This is a genomic window from Zhihengliuella flava (assembly GCF_015751895.1).
Lineage (GTDB): Bacteria > Actinomycetota > Actinomycetes > Actinomycetales > Micrococcaceae > Zhihengliuella > Zhihengliuella flava.
In genome coordinates, this window is record NZ_JADOTZ010000001.1 from 956,390 (window position 1) to 972,026 (window position 15,637).

General features: G+C 66.7%; 12 protein-coding genes. 7 read left to right on the forward strand and 5 right to left on the reverse strand.

The genetic code is table 11. The features are described 5' to 3' along the window. Positions 1 to 130 precede the first annotated feature (130 nt). Positions 131 to 2,392, forward strand: coding sequence for a S9 family peptidase (locus IW252_RS04445; protein WP_231365902.1), 2,262 nt, complete (start codon positions 131 to 133; stop codon positions 2,390 to 2,392). Positions 2,393 to 2,466: 74 nt separating this feature from the next. On the opposite strand, the gene IW252_RS04450 is transcribed toward IW252_RS04445, so the two are convergent. After that, positions 2,467 to 3,858 carry a DUF3100 domain-containing protein gene (locus tag IW252_RS04450; RefSeq protein ID WP_196835458.1) on the reverse strand — a complete coding sequence of 464 codons (1,392 nt, stop codon included), beginning with the start codon at positions 3,856 to 3,858 and terminating at the stop codon, positions 2,467 to 2,469. 189 nt (positions 3,859 to 4,047) lie between these two features. Between IW252_RS04450 and IW252_RS04455 the strand changes: the two genes are divergently transcribed. Beyond that, positions 4,048 to 5,511, forward strand: a complete 1,464-nt coding sequence (locus IW252_RS04455; RefSeq protein ID WP_196835459.1) for a chlorohydrolase family protein — start codon at positions 4,048 to 4,050, stop codon at positions 5,509 to 5,511. Here the strand turns inward: IW252_RS04455 and IW252_RS04460 are convergent. From IW252_RS04460 to IW252_RS04470, 3 genes are all read right to left on the reverse strand, one after another. Beyond that, on the reverse strand, positions 5,505 to 6,728 hold the full coding sequence (locus tag IW252_RS04460) for an amidohydrolase family protein (protein WP_196835460.1): 1,224 nt from the start codon (positions 6,726 to 6,728) through the stop codon (positions 5,505 to 5,507). The genes IW252_RS04455 and IW252_RS04460 overlap by 7 nt on opposite strands. Before the next feature lie 81 nt (positions 6,729 to 6,809). Next, positions 6,810 to 7,460, reverse strand: coding sequence for a GntR family transcriptional regulator (locus IW252_RS04465; protein WP_331271438.1), 651 nt, complete (start codon positions 7,458 to 7,460; stop codon positions 6,810 to 6,812). A gap of 79 nt (positions 7,461 to 7,539) precedes the next feature. Then, positions 7,540 to 8,526: an ornithine cyclodeaminase family protein gene (locus IW252_RS04470; RefSeq protein WP_196835462.1), complete on the reverse strand. Its 987-nt coding sequence runs from the start codon at positions 8,524 to 8,526 to the stop codon at positions 7,540 to 7,542. 236 nt (positions 8,527 to 8,762) lie between these two features. On the opposite strand from IW252_RS04470, the gene paaI reads away from it, so the two are divergent. The 5 genes from paaI to IW252_RS04495 all read left to right on the forward strand — a co-directional run bounded on the left by paaI (position 8,763) and on the right by IW252_RS04495 (position 13,723). Further along, positions 8,763 to 9,197 carry a hydroxyphenylacetyl-CoA thioesterase PaaI gene (gene paaI / locus IW252_RS04475; RefSeq protein WP_408065779.1) on the forward strand — a complete coding sequence of 145 codons (435 nt, stop codon included), beginning with the start codon at positions 8,763 to 8,765 and terminating at the stop codon, positions 9,195 to 9,197. A 29-nt stretch (positions 9,198 to 9,226) separates the two neighbouring features. Continuing rightward, positions 9,227 to 10,552: a phenylacetate--CoA ligase family protein gene (locus IW252_RS04480; protein ID WP_196835464.1), complete on the forward strand. Its 1,326-nt coding sequence runs from the start codon at positions 9,227 to 9,229 to the stop codon at positions 10,550 to 10,552. A gap of 19 nt (positions 10,553 to 10,571) precedes the next feature. Then, on the forward strand, positions 10,572 to 11,207 hold the full coding sequence (locus IW252_RS04485; RefSeq protein WP_196835465.1) for a TetR/AcrR family transcriptional regulator: 636 nt from the start codon (positions 10,572 to 10,574) through the stop codon (positions 11,205 to 11,207). Between the two features lie 22 nt (positions 11,208 to 11,229). Then, positions 11,230 to 11,922, forward strand: a complete 693-nt coding sequence (locus tag IW252_RS04490) for a hypothetical protein (RefSeq protein WP_196835466.1) — start codon at positions 11,230 to 11,232, stop codon at positions 11,920 to 11,922. Between the two features lie 127 nt (positions 11,923 to 12,049). Continuing rightward, positions 12,050 to 13,723, forward strand: coding sequence for a thiamine pyrophosphate-dependent enzyme (locus tag IW252_RS04495; RefSeq protein ID WP_196835467.1), 1,674 nt, complete (start codon positions 12,050 to 12,052; stop codon positions 13,721 to 13,723). A 57-nt stretch (positions 13,724 to 13,780) separates the two neighbouring features. On the opposite strand, the gene IW252_RS04500 is transcribed toward IW252_RS04495, so the two are convergent. Next, the gene (locus tag IW252_RS04500; protein ID WP_196835468.1) at positions 13,781 to 15,514 is read right to left on the reverse strand and encodes a BCCT family transporter; all 1,734 of its coding nucleotides are present in this window, start codon (positions 15,512 to 15,514) and stop codon (positions 13,781 to 13,783) included. Between the last annotated feature and the right edge of the window lie 123 nt (positions 15,515 to 15,637).

Consider the following 15,637-nt stretch of genomic DNA (forward strand, 5'->3'; position numbering starts at 1 on the left):
TGGTCAACACCACATTCGGGCCCGCCGTCGGGCTGCCCGACGGCGAACCGACCGCCACGCTATGCGGCTGTCGGCGAACACGGGCGTGCACGGCGCGCGCCCCGCCCCGCCCGTGGCGTTCAATGGGGGCATGAGTGATCCCATGCTGTCCGCGAGCTCCCCGGCAGAGCCCGGCCCCTCCCACCGCGACCTCACCGCGGCGACGACGTCGGCCCCCGCCCCCGTCGCGGCCAAGGTGCCCACCGAGCGCACCCATCACGGCGACACCTTCACCGATGATTACGAATGGCTGCGCGCGAAGGACAACCCCGATGTCCTGGCCCACCTGCGCGCAGAGAACGAGTACTCGCAGGCGGTCACGGCCCACCAGCAGCCGCTGCGGGACGCCATCTTCAGCGAGATCAAGGCCCGGACGGAGGAAACTGACCTCTCCGTACCCTCCCGCAAGCGCGGCTGGTGGTATTTCACGCGCAGCGCCGAAGGTCAGCAATACACCGTCCAGTGCCGCGTCCCCGCGGCGACCACGGGCGACGACGTTGCCGATTGGACCCCGCCGGCGATCGAGCCGGGGCAACCGATCGACGGCGAGGAGATTCTGCTCGACGGCAACGCCGAGGCCGAGGGCCAGCCCTTCTTCTCCCTCGGCGGCATGGCGATTTCCGAGGATGGCCACCTGCTGGCCTACGCGGTGGACAACGCAGGTGACGAGCGATTCACGCTGCGCGTGAAGGACCTGCGCACCGGCGAGCTGCTGCCGGACACCGTAGACAACGTGTTTTACGGGCTGGCCTTCTCCCCGGATGCCGAGCGCATCTACTACACGGTGGTGGACGATTCGTGGCGGCCCTATCAGGTCAAGGTCCACACGCTGGGGACCGCGGCGAGCGACGACGTCGTGCTCTATGAAGAGGCAGACCCCGGAATGTGGACCGGGTTCGAGCTCTCCCCGGACCGGACAGAACTGCTGATTCAGGTGGGCAACTCGGAGTACGCCGAGACGCACAGCCTAGACCTGACCGACGCGGCGGCCCGCCCGCGGCTGCTCATTTCCCGCGAGGCCCGCCTGCTGCACGGCATGGACCCGTTGACCCTGCGCGGCACGCGTCACTACCTCATCACCCACAACCACACCCCCGGCGGGGACGCGGCACCGAACAACATGGTCTCGCTCGTACCGGCGACGGAGCTAGAGCGGGAATTCTCGGACCAGTCCTGGACCACGGTGCTGCCCCACGCAGATGACGTCAAGATCGAGGGCACCGCCCTGACGCACACCCACCTGCTCGTGGTGCTGCGCCGGGAGACCACCGAACGGGTGCAGATTCTTCCGCTGGACGGGCTGGGCACCGCCGCGCAGGCCGAGCCCGTGGAGCCCGCGTTCGACGAGGAGCTGTACACGGCCGCCTTGGCCGGCGCGGACTTCGAGTCCCCGGTGGCCCGCCTGACCTACACCTCCTTCCTCACCCCGCCGCGGGTCTACGACTACGTACTGGGCACCGGAGAACTCCTGTTGCGCAAGGAAACCCCCGTGCACGGGTACGACGCCTCCGAGTACGTGGCCGAGCGCGACTGGGCGACGGCGGCCGACGGCGTGCGGATTCCGGTGACCATCATGCGCCACCGCTCCGTGACCGCTGACGGAACCAACCCGGCGCTCGTCTACGGCTACGGCAGCTACGAGATGAGCATGGATCCAGCCTTCGGGATTCCCCGCCTATCCGTGCTGGACCGCGGCGTGGTGTTTGTCATTGCCCACGTGCGTGGCGGTGGCGAGCTGGGCCGCCAGTGGTACGACGACGGCAAGAAACTGCGCAAGAAGAACACCTTCACGGACTTCATCGCGGTCACGGAGCACATCACGCGTGCCGGGTGGGCGGCGCCGGAGCGGATTGCCGCGATGGGCGGCTCGGCCGGCGGCCTCCTGATGGGAGCCGTGGCCAACCTGGCCCCACAGCTGTACCGCGCCATCTTGGCCCAGGTGCCCTTCGTGGACAATCTGACGTCCATTCTGGATCCCGACCTGCCGCTGTCCGCCCTCGAATGGGAGGAGTGGGGCAACCCCATCGAGGACGCGGCCGTGTACGAGTACATGAAGTCGTACAGCCCGTACCAGAACATTGCCGCCGTCCCCTACCCGAAGATCGCGGCCGCAACGAGCCTGAATGACACGCGCGTGCTCTACGTGGAACCAGCCAAGTGGGTCCAGAAGCTGCGTGAGGTCACCACGGGGACCGAACCGATCGTGATGAAGATCGAGATGGACGGCGGCCACGGCGGCGCCTCCGGGCGGTACGAGGGGTGGAAGGACCGCGCGTGGGACTACGCCTACGTCCTCGACGCCCTCGAAGCGACCGCTCGGCTGAGCACTGCCTCGGACGTGCCCACCCGCTAAGCCTTAACGTGCTCGGCCCGGACCCGTGCTGCGGGTCCGGGCGGAGGCCCGTTCGGGCGGGCCGAGCGCGCGGGCTAGAGGTTGATCACGGTTTCCGCGAGCAACGCGGCGGCGATGAAGGTGGAGGAGAACGTCATCATCGCCACGATGACGATCTTCCAATTCAGCGTCTTCAACGCATTCACGTCCCGCCCCAGATTGAGCCCCAACAGGGCGATCGAGGCGAGCCCCACGAACAGGGCATCGAGGTGCTGAGTCGCGGCCACCACCACGTCGGCGGTGGGCATAAACGGCGCCGTCACGAGCGTGGCCAACGCGAGGACCCACACGCTCGGGGGCACGCTGCGGAAGCGGTGGGACAGGACAAAGGCCACCGCGGCCAACCCGCCGAGGATCAGGATGCCGGCCACGTCCGCGAACCGGAAGCTCCCGGTGCCCAAGACGTTGAGCAGCAGCCCCACGGCGAGGGCGACGGCGAACACAAAGACCCACGTCCTCGGGCGCATCCTGACCTCTGGATCGGCCACCACGGCATCGACGTCGACCTCCCGAGCGCGCAGTGCGGCCGCTTCCTTGCGGCCGCCGATGCGGTGGCCGTCGTCGTTCCTGCGGAACACCTTGGACCAGAACGGGTAGAGCCGCTGTGCCAGCGGCAAGGAGAGGAAGACGCCGGCGTAGAACCCCACCAAGTTGGTCACCAGGTTGGACAGGGCCGCCAGCGCGAGGATTTCACCCGCGCTCTCGGGATAAATGATGGACAGGGCCGCCACGCCGCCCATCATCATGGATCCCGACCCGAGCCCCAGCCCGAGCGCTAGGGACCGCGGGTCGAAGAACCCGGTGCCACCGAGCAAGCCCGCCAACAGCGAAACGAAGACCGCGCCGAAGACGCTGCCGAGCAACCACACGGAAAAGACGCCCCGGTAGATCGGCGACGTGACGCCAAACTTCTGCAGGGCGTACGCCAAATAGGATTCGCGATCAATCGCCCACGTGGCACCGATGGCGGCTCGCCCCATGCCGAGGCCCACCGCAACGGGCAGGGCCAGGATGACGGTGCCGAAGATGTGTCCGACCTCCTGCAGGAGGACGGCCGGCCCGATGCCGGTCAGTTCGCTCAGCGCGGGCCCGACGTTGACGCCCAGCGCGGCCAGGAACAGCACGATGCTGACGTTGAGCAGCACGGAGGACACCGCGCGACTCTGCCCGGAAAGCGGCCGCAGGCGCTGGACGCCGACGATGGCTCCCATCAGCACGGCCCACAGGATGGGCATCAGGACAATGGCCGCATTGCCGAGCTCTATCTTGTAGGTGCCCAGCAGGATGGCGCCCGCGCAGATGGCCGTGGACAACACGATGACCAGGCCCCATTGCCGCGGTGTCGGGGTGAATCGCTGGGGTGCGGCCTCCCGGACCGGCGATTCCTCCGCCGGTCCTGCCGCGTCAGCCGTTGCCTCGCGCTCCATGTACTCCACCTCTCGCCGATGCCGCTACGGACACTCATATTTGGTATACCTGAGTGTAAGGTGGATCACAGGTCCGAACAAGAGAATGACGCCGGAAATTCACAAACACCGGCGATGACCTGACTCTTGATCGCGCACCGAACGACCGATCGGCTTAGTTTTGGAATACTGAAAATTACTGGAGGCACCATGATCACGCAGCTCACGGCCCGGCACGTCCTCGGATTCGACGGCACGCAGCACGTCCTCTTCACCGACGGCCAGGTGATCATGGAGGATGACGTGATCCGCTACGTCGGGACGTCTTACGACGGCCCCGTCGACGAGTACCGGGACTACGGCAACAGCGTCATCACCCCGGGACTCATCGACCTCGACGCCCTCACGGACATCGACCACCTCATCATCGACTCGTGGCCCACCCCCGAGACCGCTCCCGGCCTGCAATGGTCCCGGGACTACTTTGAGCAGCGCCGCCGCGACGTGTTCACCCTCGAACAGCGCCACACCGTCCGCCGGTTCGCCCTGGCCCAGTTGGCCCTGCACGGCGTGACCACGTTCATGCCGATCGCCTCAGAAATCCACAGCGCGTGGGCGGAAAGCCTCGCCGAGCTCAAGGACATGACGGCCACCACACTGGAGCTGGGGCTGCGCGGCTTCCTCGGCCCGGCGTACCGCTCCGGGATCAATGTCACCGACGACGACGGCTCCCGCGTCATCCTCTTCGACGAGGACGAAGGCCGGCGCGGCTTACGCGAGGCCGTGGAGTTCCTCGACTACACCCAAGAGCTCCATCACCCGCTGGTGACGGGCGTCCTGTTGCCGTGCCGCATCGAGACCCTCTCCGCGGATCTCCTCCGAGAGACCGCGCGTGTGGCCCTGGACCGGGACGCCCTGGTGCGCCTGCACTGCCTTCAGTCCCCCGCCGAGGACGACTTCCTACGGGAACGCACGGGGAACACCGTCCTGCAGGAACTCGAGGACTCACGCATGCTGCAGGCGCGGCTCCTCATTCCGCACGGGATCGTCATCGACGCACTGGGCCTAGAAGCCACCGCAGCGGGCGGCCCGCTGGAACTGCTCGCGCGCCACGGCGTCAGCGTGGTGCACTGCCCCTTGACCACCTTCCACTACGGCAAGGCGCTGTCCTCCTTCGACGCCTTCCACGCGGCGGGGATCACGATGTGCCTCGGGACGGACTCCTTCCCGCCGGACCTCATCCGGGGCATCGACGTCGGCACGCACCTCGCCCGGCTCGTCGAGGGCCGCAGCGATGCCGGCAAGGTCTCAGACTTCTTCAATGCGGCCACCCTCGGTGGTGCGACGGCGCTCGGGCGCCCGGACCTAGGGCGGATCGCCCCCGGAGCGCAGGCGGATCTGACGATCTTCTCCCACGATGACTTCCGCGACGGCGTCCAGGAGGACCCCCTGCGCACGCTGGTGCTCAACGGGTCAGCGCGCAACGTCACGGACACCTTCGTCGCGGGGCGGCCCGTCGTCGTCGACTCCGCCCTCCCGGGCATCGACTTGGCCGAGCTCATGCGCGACGGCCAAGAGCTCTTCGAGCTCATGGTGGCCGCCTATCCGGAGCGCGACTACCGTCGGCGCAGCGCCGAGGAGCTGTTCCCCGGCACCTACCCGGCGGCTCAGTAACTCGTCGGCACCGACAGCACCTTCAGCGCGTCGGCGACCACCCGGCCGCGGTGGATCACGGTGCGGTCCTGCCCGCGGTCCATCACGGCGGAGGCCACGGTTTCGCCGTCGACGAGGACCAGCTCCGCCGGATCCCCCACCCCCAGGCCGGGCCGATCCTCGACCGAGGTGAGGCGGGGAATCCTTCGATCCATGATGGAGGCCCCGCCCATCGTGGCAATGGCCAAGGCGTGGCCGATCAGGGCGTCGTCACGGTAGCCGTTAATGAAGGACAGCTGCCACGTCCGGTCCAACATGTCGCAATTGCCGTACGGGCTCCAGTAGTCCCGTTGCCCGTCCTCCCCCAAGCCGATGCGGACGCCGGCGTCGGTGCAGGAGGCGATCGGGAGGTGCTCGGTCACGCGCGGGGCGACCGTGGTCCAAGAGATGTCGAGCTCGGCAAACAGCTCGATGAGCCGGCGCGTGGTGGCGTCGTCAACACCGCCAAGGCCGAAGGCGTGGGAGATGTTCACGCGGCCCTGCATCCCCAGGGCCCGGGTGCGCTCCGCAATCAGCTCGGCCGAGAAGACGCCCATCGTGCCCATCTCGTGGAGGTGGACGTCGATGTCCACCTGATACTTCTGTGCCAGCTCAAAGACCGTATCTAGATGAGCCGCCGGGTCCCGGTCCAGCGAGCACGGGTCAATCCCGCCCATGGCATCAGCGCCAGCGCGCAGGGCCGCCTCCAAGTAGTCCCGCGTCCCCTGTTCCCGCAGGATGCCGGCCTGCGGGAAGACCATGACCTGCACATCGGCGTCGGCCGCGAACTTCTCCTTGGCCTCGATGACCGCCTCATACTTCTCAAGGCCACAGTCCACGTCCACCTGCGCGAAGGAGCGGACCCGCGTCGTGCCCCGAGCGATCATGCGCTCGAGGGTGCCTGCCACCCGCTCCGGCAGCGGCCGCTCGGCCTCTCTCCAGTTCTCGCGGTCGTTGGTCATCATGGTCCAGACACCCGGCCCGCCGGTGTGCTCACGGAACGGCAGGCCGATGCGCGTCGAGTCGAGGTGCACGTGGACGTCGGAGAAAGCGGGGATCAGAAGGCGCCCCCGACCGTCGAGCGCATCGCCCTCTGGAGTTCGCTGAGGCTCATGTGGCACCACTGCCTCGATGACGCCGTCCTTCAGCCGAACATCACTGGATTCCCCACCCCACGGGCGGACGTTGCTGATGAGCACGGTGCTACCTTTCCGTTGAGGATCTGCCGATGCTCTGAACTGTATACCAAATGAAACGCGTGTCGGGGCCGTCCGCGTGGCTTAGCTCAGTTCGTGGCCCGTCGCCTCGGCCGCGTTGGCGCGGCTGGTCTCCAAGTGGGCAATCACAAGGTCGCGCATACCAGCCACGTTGCGCGCGGCAATGGCCTCATACAGGGCCACGTGTTCGCGGGCGATCCCGTGGAGGTCATGATGCTGGGACAGGAGCCAGCGCATCCGAGCGGATAACTGCGTCTGCACCTCCAGCAGGAGCTCATTGCCCGCCAGGCGCGTGACCACCTCGTGAAAGCGCACCCCAGCGCGGCGCGCCTCCACGGCAGCGCCCGCGCGGGCAGCGGCGAGTTCCTCGTCGACGGCAGCGCGCAGCTGTTCCAGATCCTGACGGTGGTGCCGCTGGGCGGCCAGCTCGAACGTGAGTACCTCCAAGGAGGTACGGACCTCAATCAGATCCGCGATGTCTGAGGCGGTAAATTCGCGCACAATCGCCCAGCTGCGTGGCCGCGGCGTGACGAGGCCCTCGCCGACCAGCGCCTGCAGGGCTTCACGCACCGGCAACCGGCTCACCCCGAGCTCAACGGCCAGATCCCGCTCCACCAGCTTGCTGCCGGGAGCCCGGACGCCGTCCACGATCTCGTTGCGGAGCAGTTCGGTGACACGCGCCGCCTCCGACTTGAACTCGGCCTGCTCTGCCACTTGATGCCCCCTGCGTCGTGATTCGTCTCCAAGCATTCGCTCCCCCGCGATCCTAGAGCATTGACGCACGCCGCGTCGGCTAGGCGGATAGATCAATCTCGCATCCTAAACCGCGCTCCCGGGCGCGGTCGTAGGCCAAGCGACCCACGGCGAGATCCTGCAGGCCGATCCCCACCGAATTGAACAGCGTGATCGCCCCTTGATGCCCGCGGCCAGGGACGCTGCCGGCCACCACCTCTCCCAGCTCGCCGCGCAGCTGAATGGCCTCCGTGCCCCGCTCGCCGACCGCCAAAAGATAGTCGCCTGACTTGGCCGCGACGGTGCCACGGTGGTCCACGTAGACGTCCGCCCTGGCCAGGCCCTCGGCGTCGATCTCCCGCTCCGTGGGGCGTGGACGCGCGCCGACCGCGTTGATGTGCTGCCCCGCGCGGAACCATGCGCCCTTCACGAGCGGCTCAACCGACGGCGTCAGCGTGCACACCACGTCACTGACCGCGAAAACCGACGCGACGTCGTCGGCGGCCTCGACCCTCAGCCCGTGGTGGGCCACGGCCTGCCGGAACTGTTCCACGCGCTCACGGGTGCGGGACCAGACCACCACCCGCCGCAAGGGCAGCACGTGGACCAAAGCCTCGACGTGGGCGACGGCCAGCGCGCCGGCACCCACGAGGCCCAGCACACTCGCGTCGGCACGCGCCAAGTGCCGGCTCGCGACGGCGCTCGCGGCCGCCGTCCGCACGCGGGTCGGGACCCGCCCGTCGAGAATCGCCAGGGACTCGCCGGTGCGGTAATCGCTCAGCAGGAGGGTGGACCGCTGGGACGGCAGCCCACGCTCGGCGTTGGACGGGATGTCCGCCAAGAGCTTGACCGCGGAGGCCTGCTGGGTGGAGGCCAGCGAGGGCATGACGATGAAGTGTGAGTCTCCGGCCGGCACCGTCATGGCCACGGGATCCGGTTGGCGCGCGCTGCCGCGCACGGTATCCGCAAACACCTGTTCGACGGCGGCGATGGTCGAGGGCATGTCAATGACCTGTTCCAAGTCGGAAGCGGTGAGAATCAGGGTCATGGAACGGCCTTCCGCGGGCGAGTGATCAGGGAAACTCATCCTACGCCGCTTTGGTATTCCAAATCTAGAGCGCTCCCCAAAAAGATGTGCCCCGCCGCCACACTCTTGCATTTTCTCCTTGATGTGGGTCACACTTTCTTCATTACCTAATGATCGTTCGGTAAATAAAACGAGGAGGACCCGCCATGACGGAGGCCACCACCCAGACCGCCGTTGCGGGCCCGGAGTACTTGTCCGTGGCGCACGAGGACGCCGCGAGCCTGGATCACCCCATCCTGGCCGAAGACCGCACCGCCGGTTGGCTCGGCCTCAAAGTCCGCCACCTCGCCGACGGGCACGCGGTCACCACGATGACGCTCCGCGAGGAAATGCTCAACGGCTTCGGCATTGCCCACGGCGGCATGATCTTCGCGTTCGCGGATACGACGTTCGCCTTGGCCTGCAATCCGCACACTGGCAGCGTCGACACCATCACGGTGGCTTCCGGCGTCGACGTGAACTTCCTCAAGGCCGGCATCCCCGGCCGCACCCTCACCGCCGTCGCAGACCGCCGCGCCCAGAGCGGCCGCAGCGGGATCTACGACGTTCGCATTTACCAGTCCGTTCCCGGCGCCGATGACGAGGTCGTCGCCGAGTTCCGCGGCCGCAGCCGCACCATCGCCAAGAAGTAGCCACCCCACCAACACAGAGGTACGCCGCCATGACGCAATCCGCCGCCGAGACCACTCCCGACCTGGCCAACCCGCTGGATCCCGAAGAGACGATGAGCCGGGACCAGATCGAGTCCCTGCAGCTGGAGCGCCTTCAGGAAACCGTTTCCTACGCGTACAACCGAGTCCCCCTCTACAAGGAAAAGTACGACGCCGCGGGCGTGCACCCGTCCGATCTCAAGGAACTGGGCGACCTGGCCAAGTTCCCGTTCACGGAGAAGGAAGACCTGCGCAAGACGTACCCGTTCGGGATGTTCGCGGTCCCGCGCGAGGAAGTCGCCCGCATTCACGCCTCCTCCGGCACCACCGGACGCGCCACCGTCGTCGGCTACACCAAGAATGATCTCCACAACTGGGCCACGCTCGGCGCCCGCTGCCTCCGGCTCTCCGGCGTCAAGCCCGGCTGGCGCGTGCACAACGCCTACGGGTACGGGCTCTTCACCGGCGGCCTCGGCGCCCACGCGGCGGCCGAGCAGCTGGGCGCGACGGTCATCCCCATGTCCGGCGGCCAAACCGAAAAGCAGATCACCCTAATTCAGGACTTTCAGCCCGAGGCCATCCTGTGCACGCCGACCTACCTGCTGACCATCGGCGATGCAATGCAGCGCGCCGGCATCGACCCGGCGTCGACCTCCCTGCGGAAGGCCGTCCTCGGCGCCGAGCCGTGGACGGCCGAAATGCGCCGCGAGCTCGAGGAGATGTTCGGCCTGGATGCCTGCGACATCTACGGATTGTCCGAGGTCATGGGCCCGGGCGTCGCCGGCGAGTCGGATGAGCTCAAGGACGGCTCCCACATTTGGGAGGACCACTTCCGCCCGGAGATCGTGGATGCGTTCGACGAGACGAAGGTGCTCGGCGACGGCGAGCACGGCGAGCTGGTGTTCACTTCCCTGACCAAGGAAGCCCTGCCGATCATCCGTTACCGCACGCACGACTTGACGCGTCTGCTGCCGGGCACCGCCCGCGCCGGCCACCGCCGCATGGGCCGCATCACCGGCCGCAGTGACGACATGATCATCCTGCGCGGCGTGAACCTGTTCCCGACCCAGATCGAGGAGCTCATCCTCAAGGTTGACGGCCTGTCCCCGCACTTCCAGCTGGAAATCACCCGCCCGGACCGGATGGACCAGCTGGCCGTGAAGGTGGAGCGGCGCACCGACTGCACCTCGGACCGCGCCGATGCCGCCGGATCGGAGCTGCAGAAGCTCATCAAGATCCACGTCGGCTCCACCTGCCGGATCGACGTCGTCGACCCCGAGTCGCTGCCGCGCTCGGTCGGCAAGCTCAAGCGGATCCACGATCTGCGCAACCTCTAGGAATGACAGAATAGGGCGCATGCCAACCACCACGCAGAACGGGGCCGGTTCGGCCGCGACGCAGTCCACGCGTCGCGGCCGGCCCGGCTACGACCAGGACACGGTGCTCAACATCGCCGTGCAGGTCTTCAATAAGCACGGATACGACGCGACGTCGATGGGCACCTTGGCCGAGAACCTTGGGATCAGCAAGTCGGCGATCTACCACCACGTGCCGTCGAAGGGAGACCTGCTGCGGCTGGCCCTCAACGAGGCCTTGGCGCCGCTGGAGCAGCTCGGCGAGGACGAGCGCGGCCTGGCGGGCACCGCCGAGGAGCGCCTCGAGTTCCTGCTGCGTGGAACCATCCGCGTCCTCATGGAGCGCCAGCCCTACGTGACCCTACTGCTGCGCCTGCGCGGAAACACCGAGGTGGAGCGGGCGGCCATGGAGCGGCGCCGTGCGATGGACCGCCGGGTTGCCGAGTTGGTGGTGGCCGCGCAAAAGGAGGGCAGCCTCCGCGGCGATATCGACCCGCGCACCACCACCCGCCTCTTGTTCGGCACCATCAACTCCCTCGTGGAGTGGTACCGCCCCGACGGCCCGTTCTCCGCGGAGGCCGTGGAGGAAAACGCCATCGCCATGATGCTGGACGGCCTGCACACGCGCAACAAATAATCAGCGGGTAGGATGGCTGGCCGTGGATCAGTTGTTCAGCACCCTCTTTAATCAGCCGTTCGGCACGGACACCGGCCTGCAGGTGGCCCTCTCCGCGGTGAGCACGCTGCTCACCGCGATCGCCCTCATGGTGCTCGCCCACCGCAATGATTTGGGCTGGTGGTTCCAGATCCTCGCGGTCTTTGCCGGGCCCTTGGTGCTGGCCCTCACGTTTGGATATGAGGGGCTGTTCTATGCCGTGCCGGCCTTGGGCATCGCGGCCTACGGCTTGTGGCGCTACAGCGCCTTTGATCTGCGCGGCAAATTCACCCGCCTCGTCCCGCCCGCCGGATTCTCGATCGGACAACTGGCCTGGGGCGTCGCGCTCGTCGCGCTGCTCACCGCGGCCCAATGGGGCCCCTTCCTCTTCACCTCGGCGATTATCGATGCGCCCATGACCTGGCTGCAGTTCGGCGCCCTCGCCGTGACCACGGCCTCGTTCGTCGGCATTGCCCAAGGCGTGCGATGGGCGTGGTTGGCCAGCGCCGCCGGCACGGCCGCTTATCTCGGTTGGCTCCTGACCTTCGCCCCCGGGTTCGGCAGCCTGCTGGTCTTGGTGCTGCAGTTCCTGGCCGCTCTCTACGGGTTCGTTCTGGCCGGCGCGTCCCGCCGCGGTCCTGAGGTCGACGACGCGCAGCAGGGCGCCGCGTACCCGCCCAGCCCCTACGCCGGCTAGCTTCCTAGCCGGCGGACTGTGACGTACTCCGGTTTCGTCACAGTGCCACACCCATCTTCGTGAGTTGGACCGCCCTCGGGTAGCTTGAAAGCAATCCCGACTTTCAATGGCGAAAGGTCCTCTCACCATGACTGAAACTCTCTCCTCCCCCGCCGTGAACTCCGCGGCCACGCCCACGAAGTCCGCGGGCCACGTGATCGTCGATACCCTCGAGGCCCACGGCGTCCAGCGCACCTACGTGGTCCCGGGCGAAAGCTACCTCGACGTCCTCGACGGGCTGCACCACTCCAGCATCGACACCGTGGTGTGCCGTCATGAGGGCGGCGCCACCTACATGGCCGAAGCGGACGGCAAAATGCATCCGGTCCCCGGCGTCGCCATGGTCACGCGCGGCCCCGGCGCGGCCAACGCCCACGTGGGCCTGCACACCGCATGGCAGGATTCGACGCCACTGGTGCTGTTCGTGGGGCTGATCCCTTACGAGCATCGGGAGAAGGAGGCGTTCCAGGAGTTTGACCCCAAGGCGTGGTTCGGCACCGGAGCCAAGCGTGTCATGGTGCTCGACCACGCGGAGCGAGCCTCCGAGGTCGTCGCCGAGGCCATGTTCGCGGCGGTTTCCGGCCGGCCGGGCCCCGTCGTGGTCGGCCTGCCGGAGGACATCATCAAAAAGCAGATCCCGGCCGAACTCCACCCGCCGATCCCCGTCGCCTTCGGCGGCATGACGGTCACCGACTGGAAGGCCCTCAACGAGGCCCTGCAGGGTTCGGACAAGCCGCTGTTCATCTTTGGCGGTAACGACTGGAGCCATGAAGGCGCGGCGGAGTTCACGCAGTGGCTGGAAGCCAACCATCTTCCTGCCGCCGCCGAGTGGCGCTGCGAGGGCACTGTTCCCTTCGACTCTCCGTCCTACGTCGGCCCCATCGGCTACGGGCGCCCGAAGCCCACCTATGACCTGCTGGAGGAAACGGACCTCTTGGTCTTCGTGGGCACCGTGCCCGGCGACGTCATCACTGACGGCTTCAATATCCGCCAGAACTGGGATCAGAAGAACTTCTTGGTCACCATCGATCCGTCCCTGCGCGGCCGCTCCGGTCCCGTCACGCACCAGATCGTTGCCAAGCCGGACGTGTTCGTGCGGGACTTGGTGCGCATGGATTTGACGGTCAAGGACTCGTGGAAGGAATGGACCACCAGGATGCGCGGCGAACAGGAGAAGTTTGCTGCGCTGCCCGAGGCTACCCCGGCTTCCGGCCAAGCCCGGATGGCCACGCTCATGGCGCACCTCGTCCCGCAACTGCCGCGCGACGCGATGGTCACGTTCGGCGCGGGCGAGCACACCAACTGGGCGCACCGCTACTTCCCCACCAACGGTTATGCCTCCATGCTCTCGGCCCGCAACGGTTCCATGGGCTACTCAATCCCGTCCGCCGTGGCGGCCTCGCTCAGCTACCCGGGACGCACCGTGGTCACCATCGCGGGCGATGGTGAGTTCCTGATGAACGGCCAGGAGTTGGCCACCGCGGCCCAGTACGGCGCGACGCCGCTGGTCGTCGTCATGGACAACCAGGAGTACGGCACCATCCGCACTCACCAGGAGCGGGACTACCCGGAGCGCATCTCCGGCACGCAACTGCAGAACCCCGACTTCGCCGCCATGGCGCAGGCCTTTGGCGGCGTGGGGGTACGGGTGGAGAACGACGCCGACGTGCCGGCCGCCGTCGAAGCCGCCTTGCAGGCCACCCAGCAGGGCCAGTTTGCCCTCATCCACCTCATCGTCGAACAGCGCGTCAAGGCCTACTAACACAACAGAAATCCCCCGCCACGGTCGAGACCGTGGCGGGGGATTTCGTGTGTGCGCTTACTCCTTGACGGAGGACTTGTCCTTGTCCTGATCCGGGTCGGAGGAGAGATCGAACGGCTCGTCCGTGTACTCCGGTTCCGTCCCCTCGATCGGTTCGGGCACCATGACCGCGTCCTCGGCCTCGCCGGCACGACGGCGGCGCATCCACTCCTCCGGTGGAAGCACCCGCATCCAGCGGCGGGTTTGTAGCGGTGGTAGCTCGCCCGCATCCTCCTTGAGGGCGCGTTTGAGGTTGATCATCATGAGGAAGCCGAGCACGAAGAACGGCAACCCCACCACAGTGATGAAGTCCTGCAGAACCGCGAGTCCCTCATCGCCCGAGGCCAACAACAGGGCCGCGGCCACCAGACCCACGGCGAACGTCCAGAAGACGCGCTGCTTGGTGGGTGCTGGGTCCTCGTGGCCGTTGGACATGGTGTCCAAGACCAGGCCCGCGGAGTCCATCGAGGTAATGAAGAAGACGCCTACCAGCATGATGCCGATGGCCGAGGTGACGCCGGCCAGCGGGAAGTTGGAGAGGAACTCGAACATGGCGCCCGGGATGTCTCCCTCCCCGACCACGCGGTCCACGAGGCCACCTTCGCCGTTCATCTCGATGTCGAACACACCCATGCCAAAGATACCGAACCAGATGATGGTGAAGAGGGTCGGCAGGCCCAGCACGCCCAAGACGAACTGGCGGATGGTACGGCCCTTGGAAATCTTGGCGATGAAGATTCCGACGAACGGGCTCCACGTGATGGTCCACGCCCAGTAGAACACCGTCCAAGAGCCCTGCCACCCGGTGTCAAGGAACGTGTCATTCCAGAGCATGAGCTCCGGCAGCATGTACAGGTACGTGCCCGCGGACTCCACCGTCCCCTTGATCATGACCAACGTCGGGCCCGTAATCAGCACGAACACCAACAGGCCGATGGCCACCAGGATGTTGACGTTGGAGAGGACCTTAATACCCTTGTTCAGGCCAGCGGCCACAGAGAGAATCGCCACGCCCGTCACGACGGAAATGATGATGATCTGCGCGATGGCCGATTCACTCACCCCAAAGAGGTCGGACAACCCGGCGTTGATCTGGAGCGTGCCCAGACCAATCGAGACGGCCACGCCCAGCACGGTTCCGACGATGGCGATCGTGTCGATCGTCTTGCCGGCGGGCCCGTGAATCTTTTCGCCGAGCAGCGGCTGGAACATGGAGCTGACCCGCGGCGGCAGGCGGCGCTTGTGAATGAAGTACGCGAACGCGAGGGCCGGCAGCGTGAAGATGGTCCACGTGTGCAGGCCGAAGTGGTAGAGCGTGAAGCCCATGGCCTCCTGGGCGGCCTCGATGCTCTCCGGCTCGACGCCGGCGCGCGGGGGCTGGGCGAAGTGGTACGTCGGCTCCGCAACGGCCCAGAACATCAGAATGGTGCCGATACCGGCAGCGAACAGCATGGCGAACCACGCCTTGTCTGAGTGCTCCGGCTTTTCCTCCTCATCGCTGAGGCGCACGCGGCCCCACCGGCTCAGCGCCAGGTAAATCAGGAAGAAGAGAAAGACGGTCACGCCGAGAATGTAAAACCAACCCAGATTGGCCATCAGCCAATCGGAGGCGGTTCCAAAAGCCGACCCCATGGGGCCCGTGAAAATGATGGTGGCGACAGCAAAGACCACCACGATTGCTGCGGAGACAAAGAAGAGAAAAGTCCCCGTCTTAAGCCCCCATCTTTGAGCAAGTCGATTCAGCACTGTCATGGATTCTCACCTCAGAGAGTTGGTTCAGTTGCTGACATGCATGATGTCCAACATATCCACCGCGCCCCCGGCACGCTAGGCAATTGCGGGACCTGAGCGCATTTTTGTCGAACCGTGATAAGT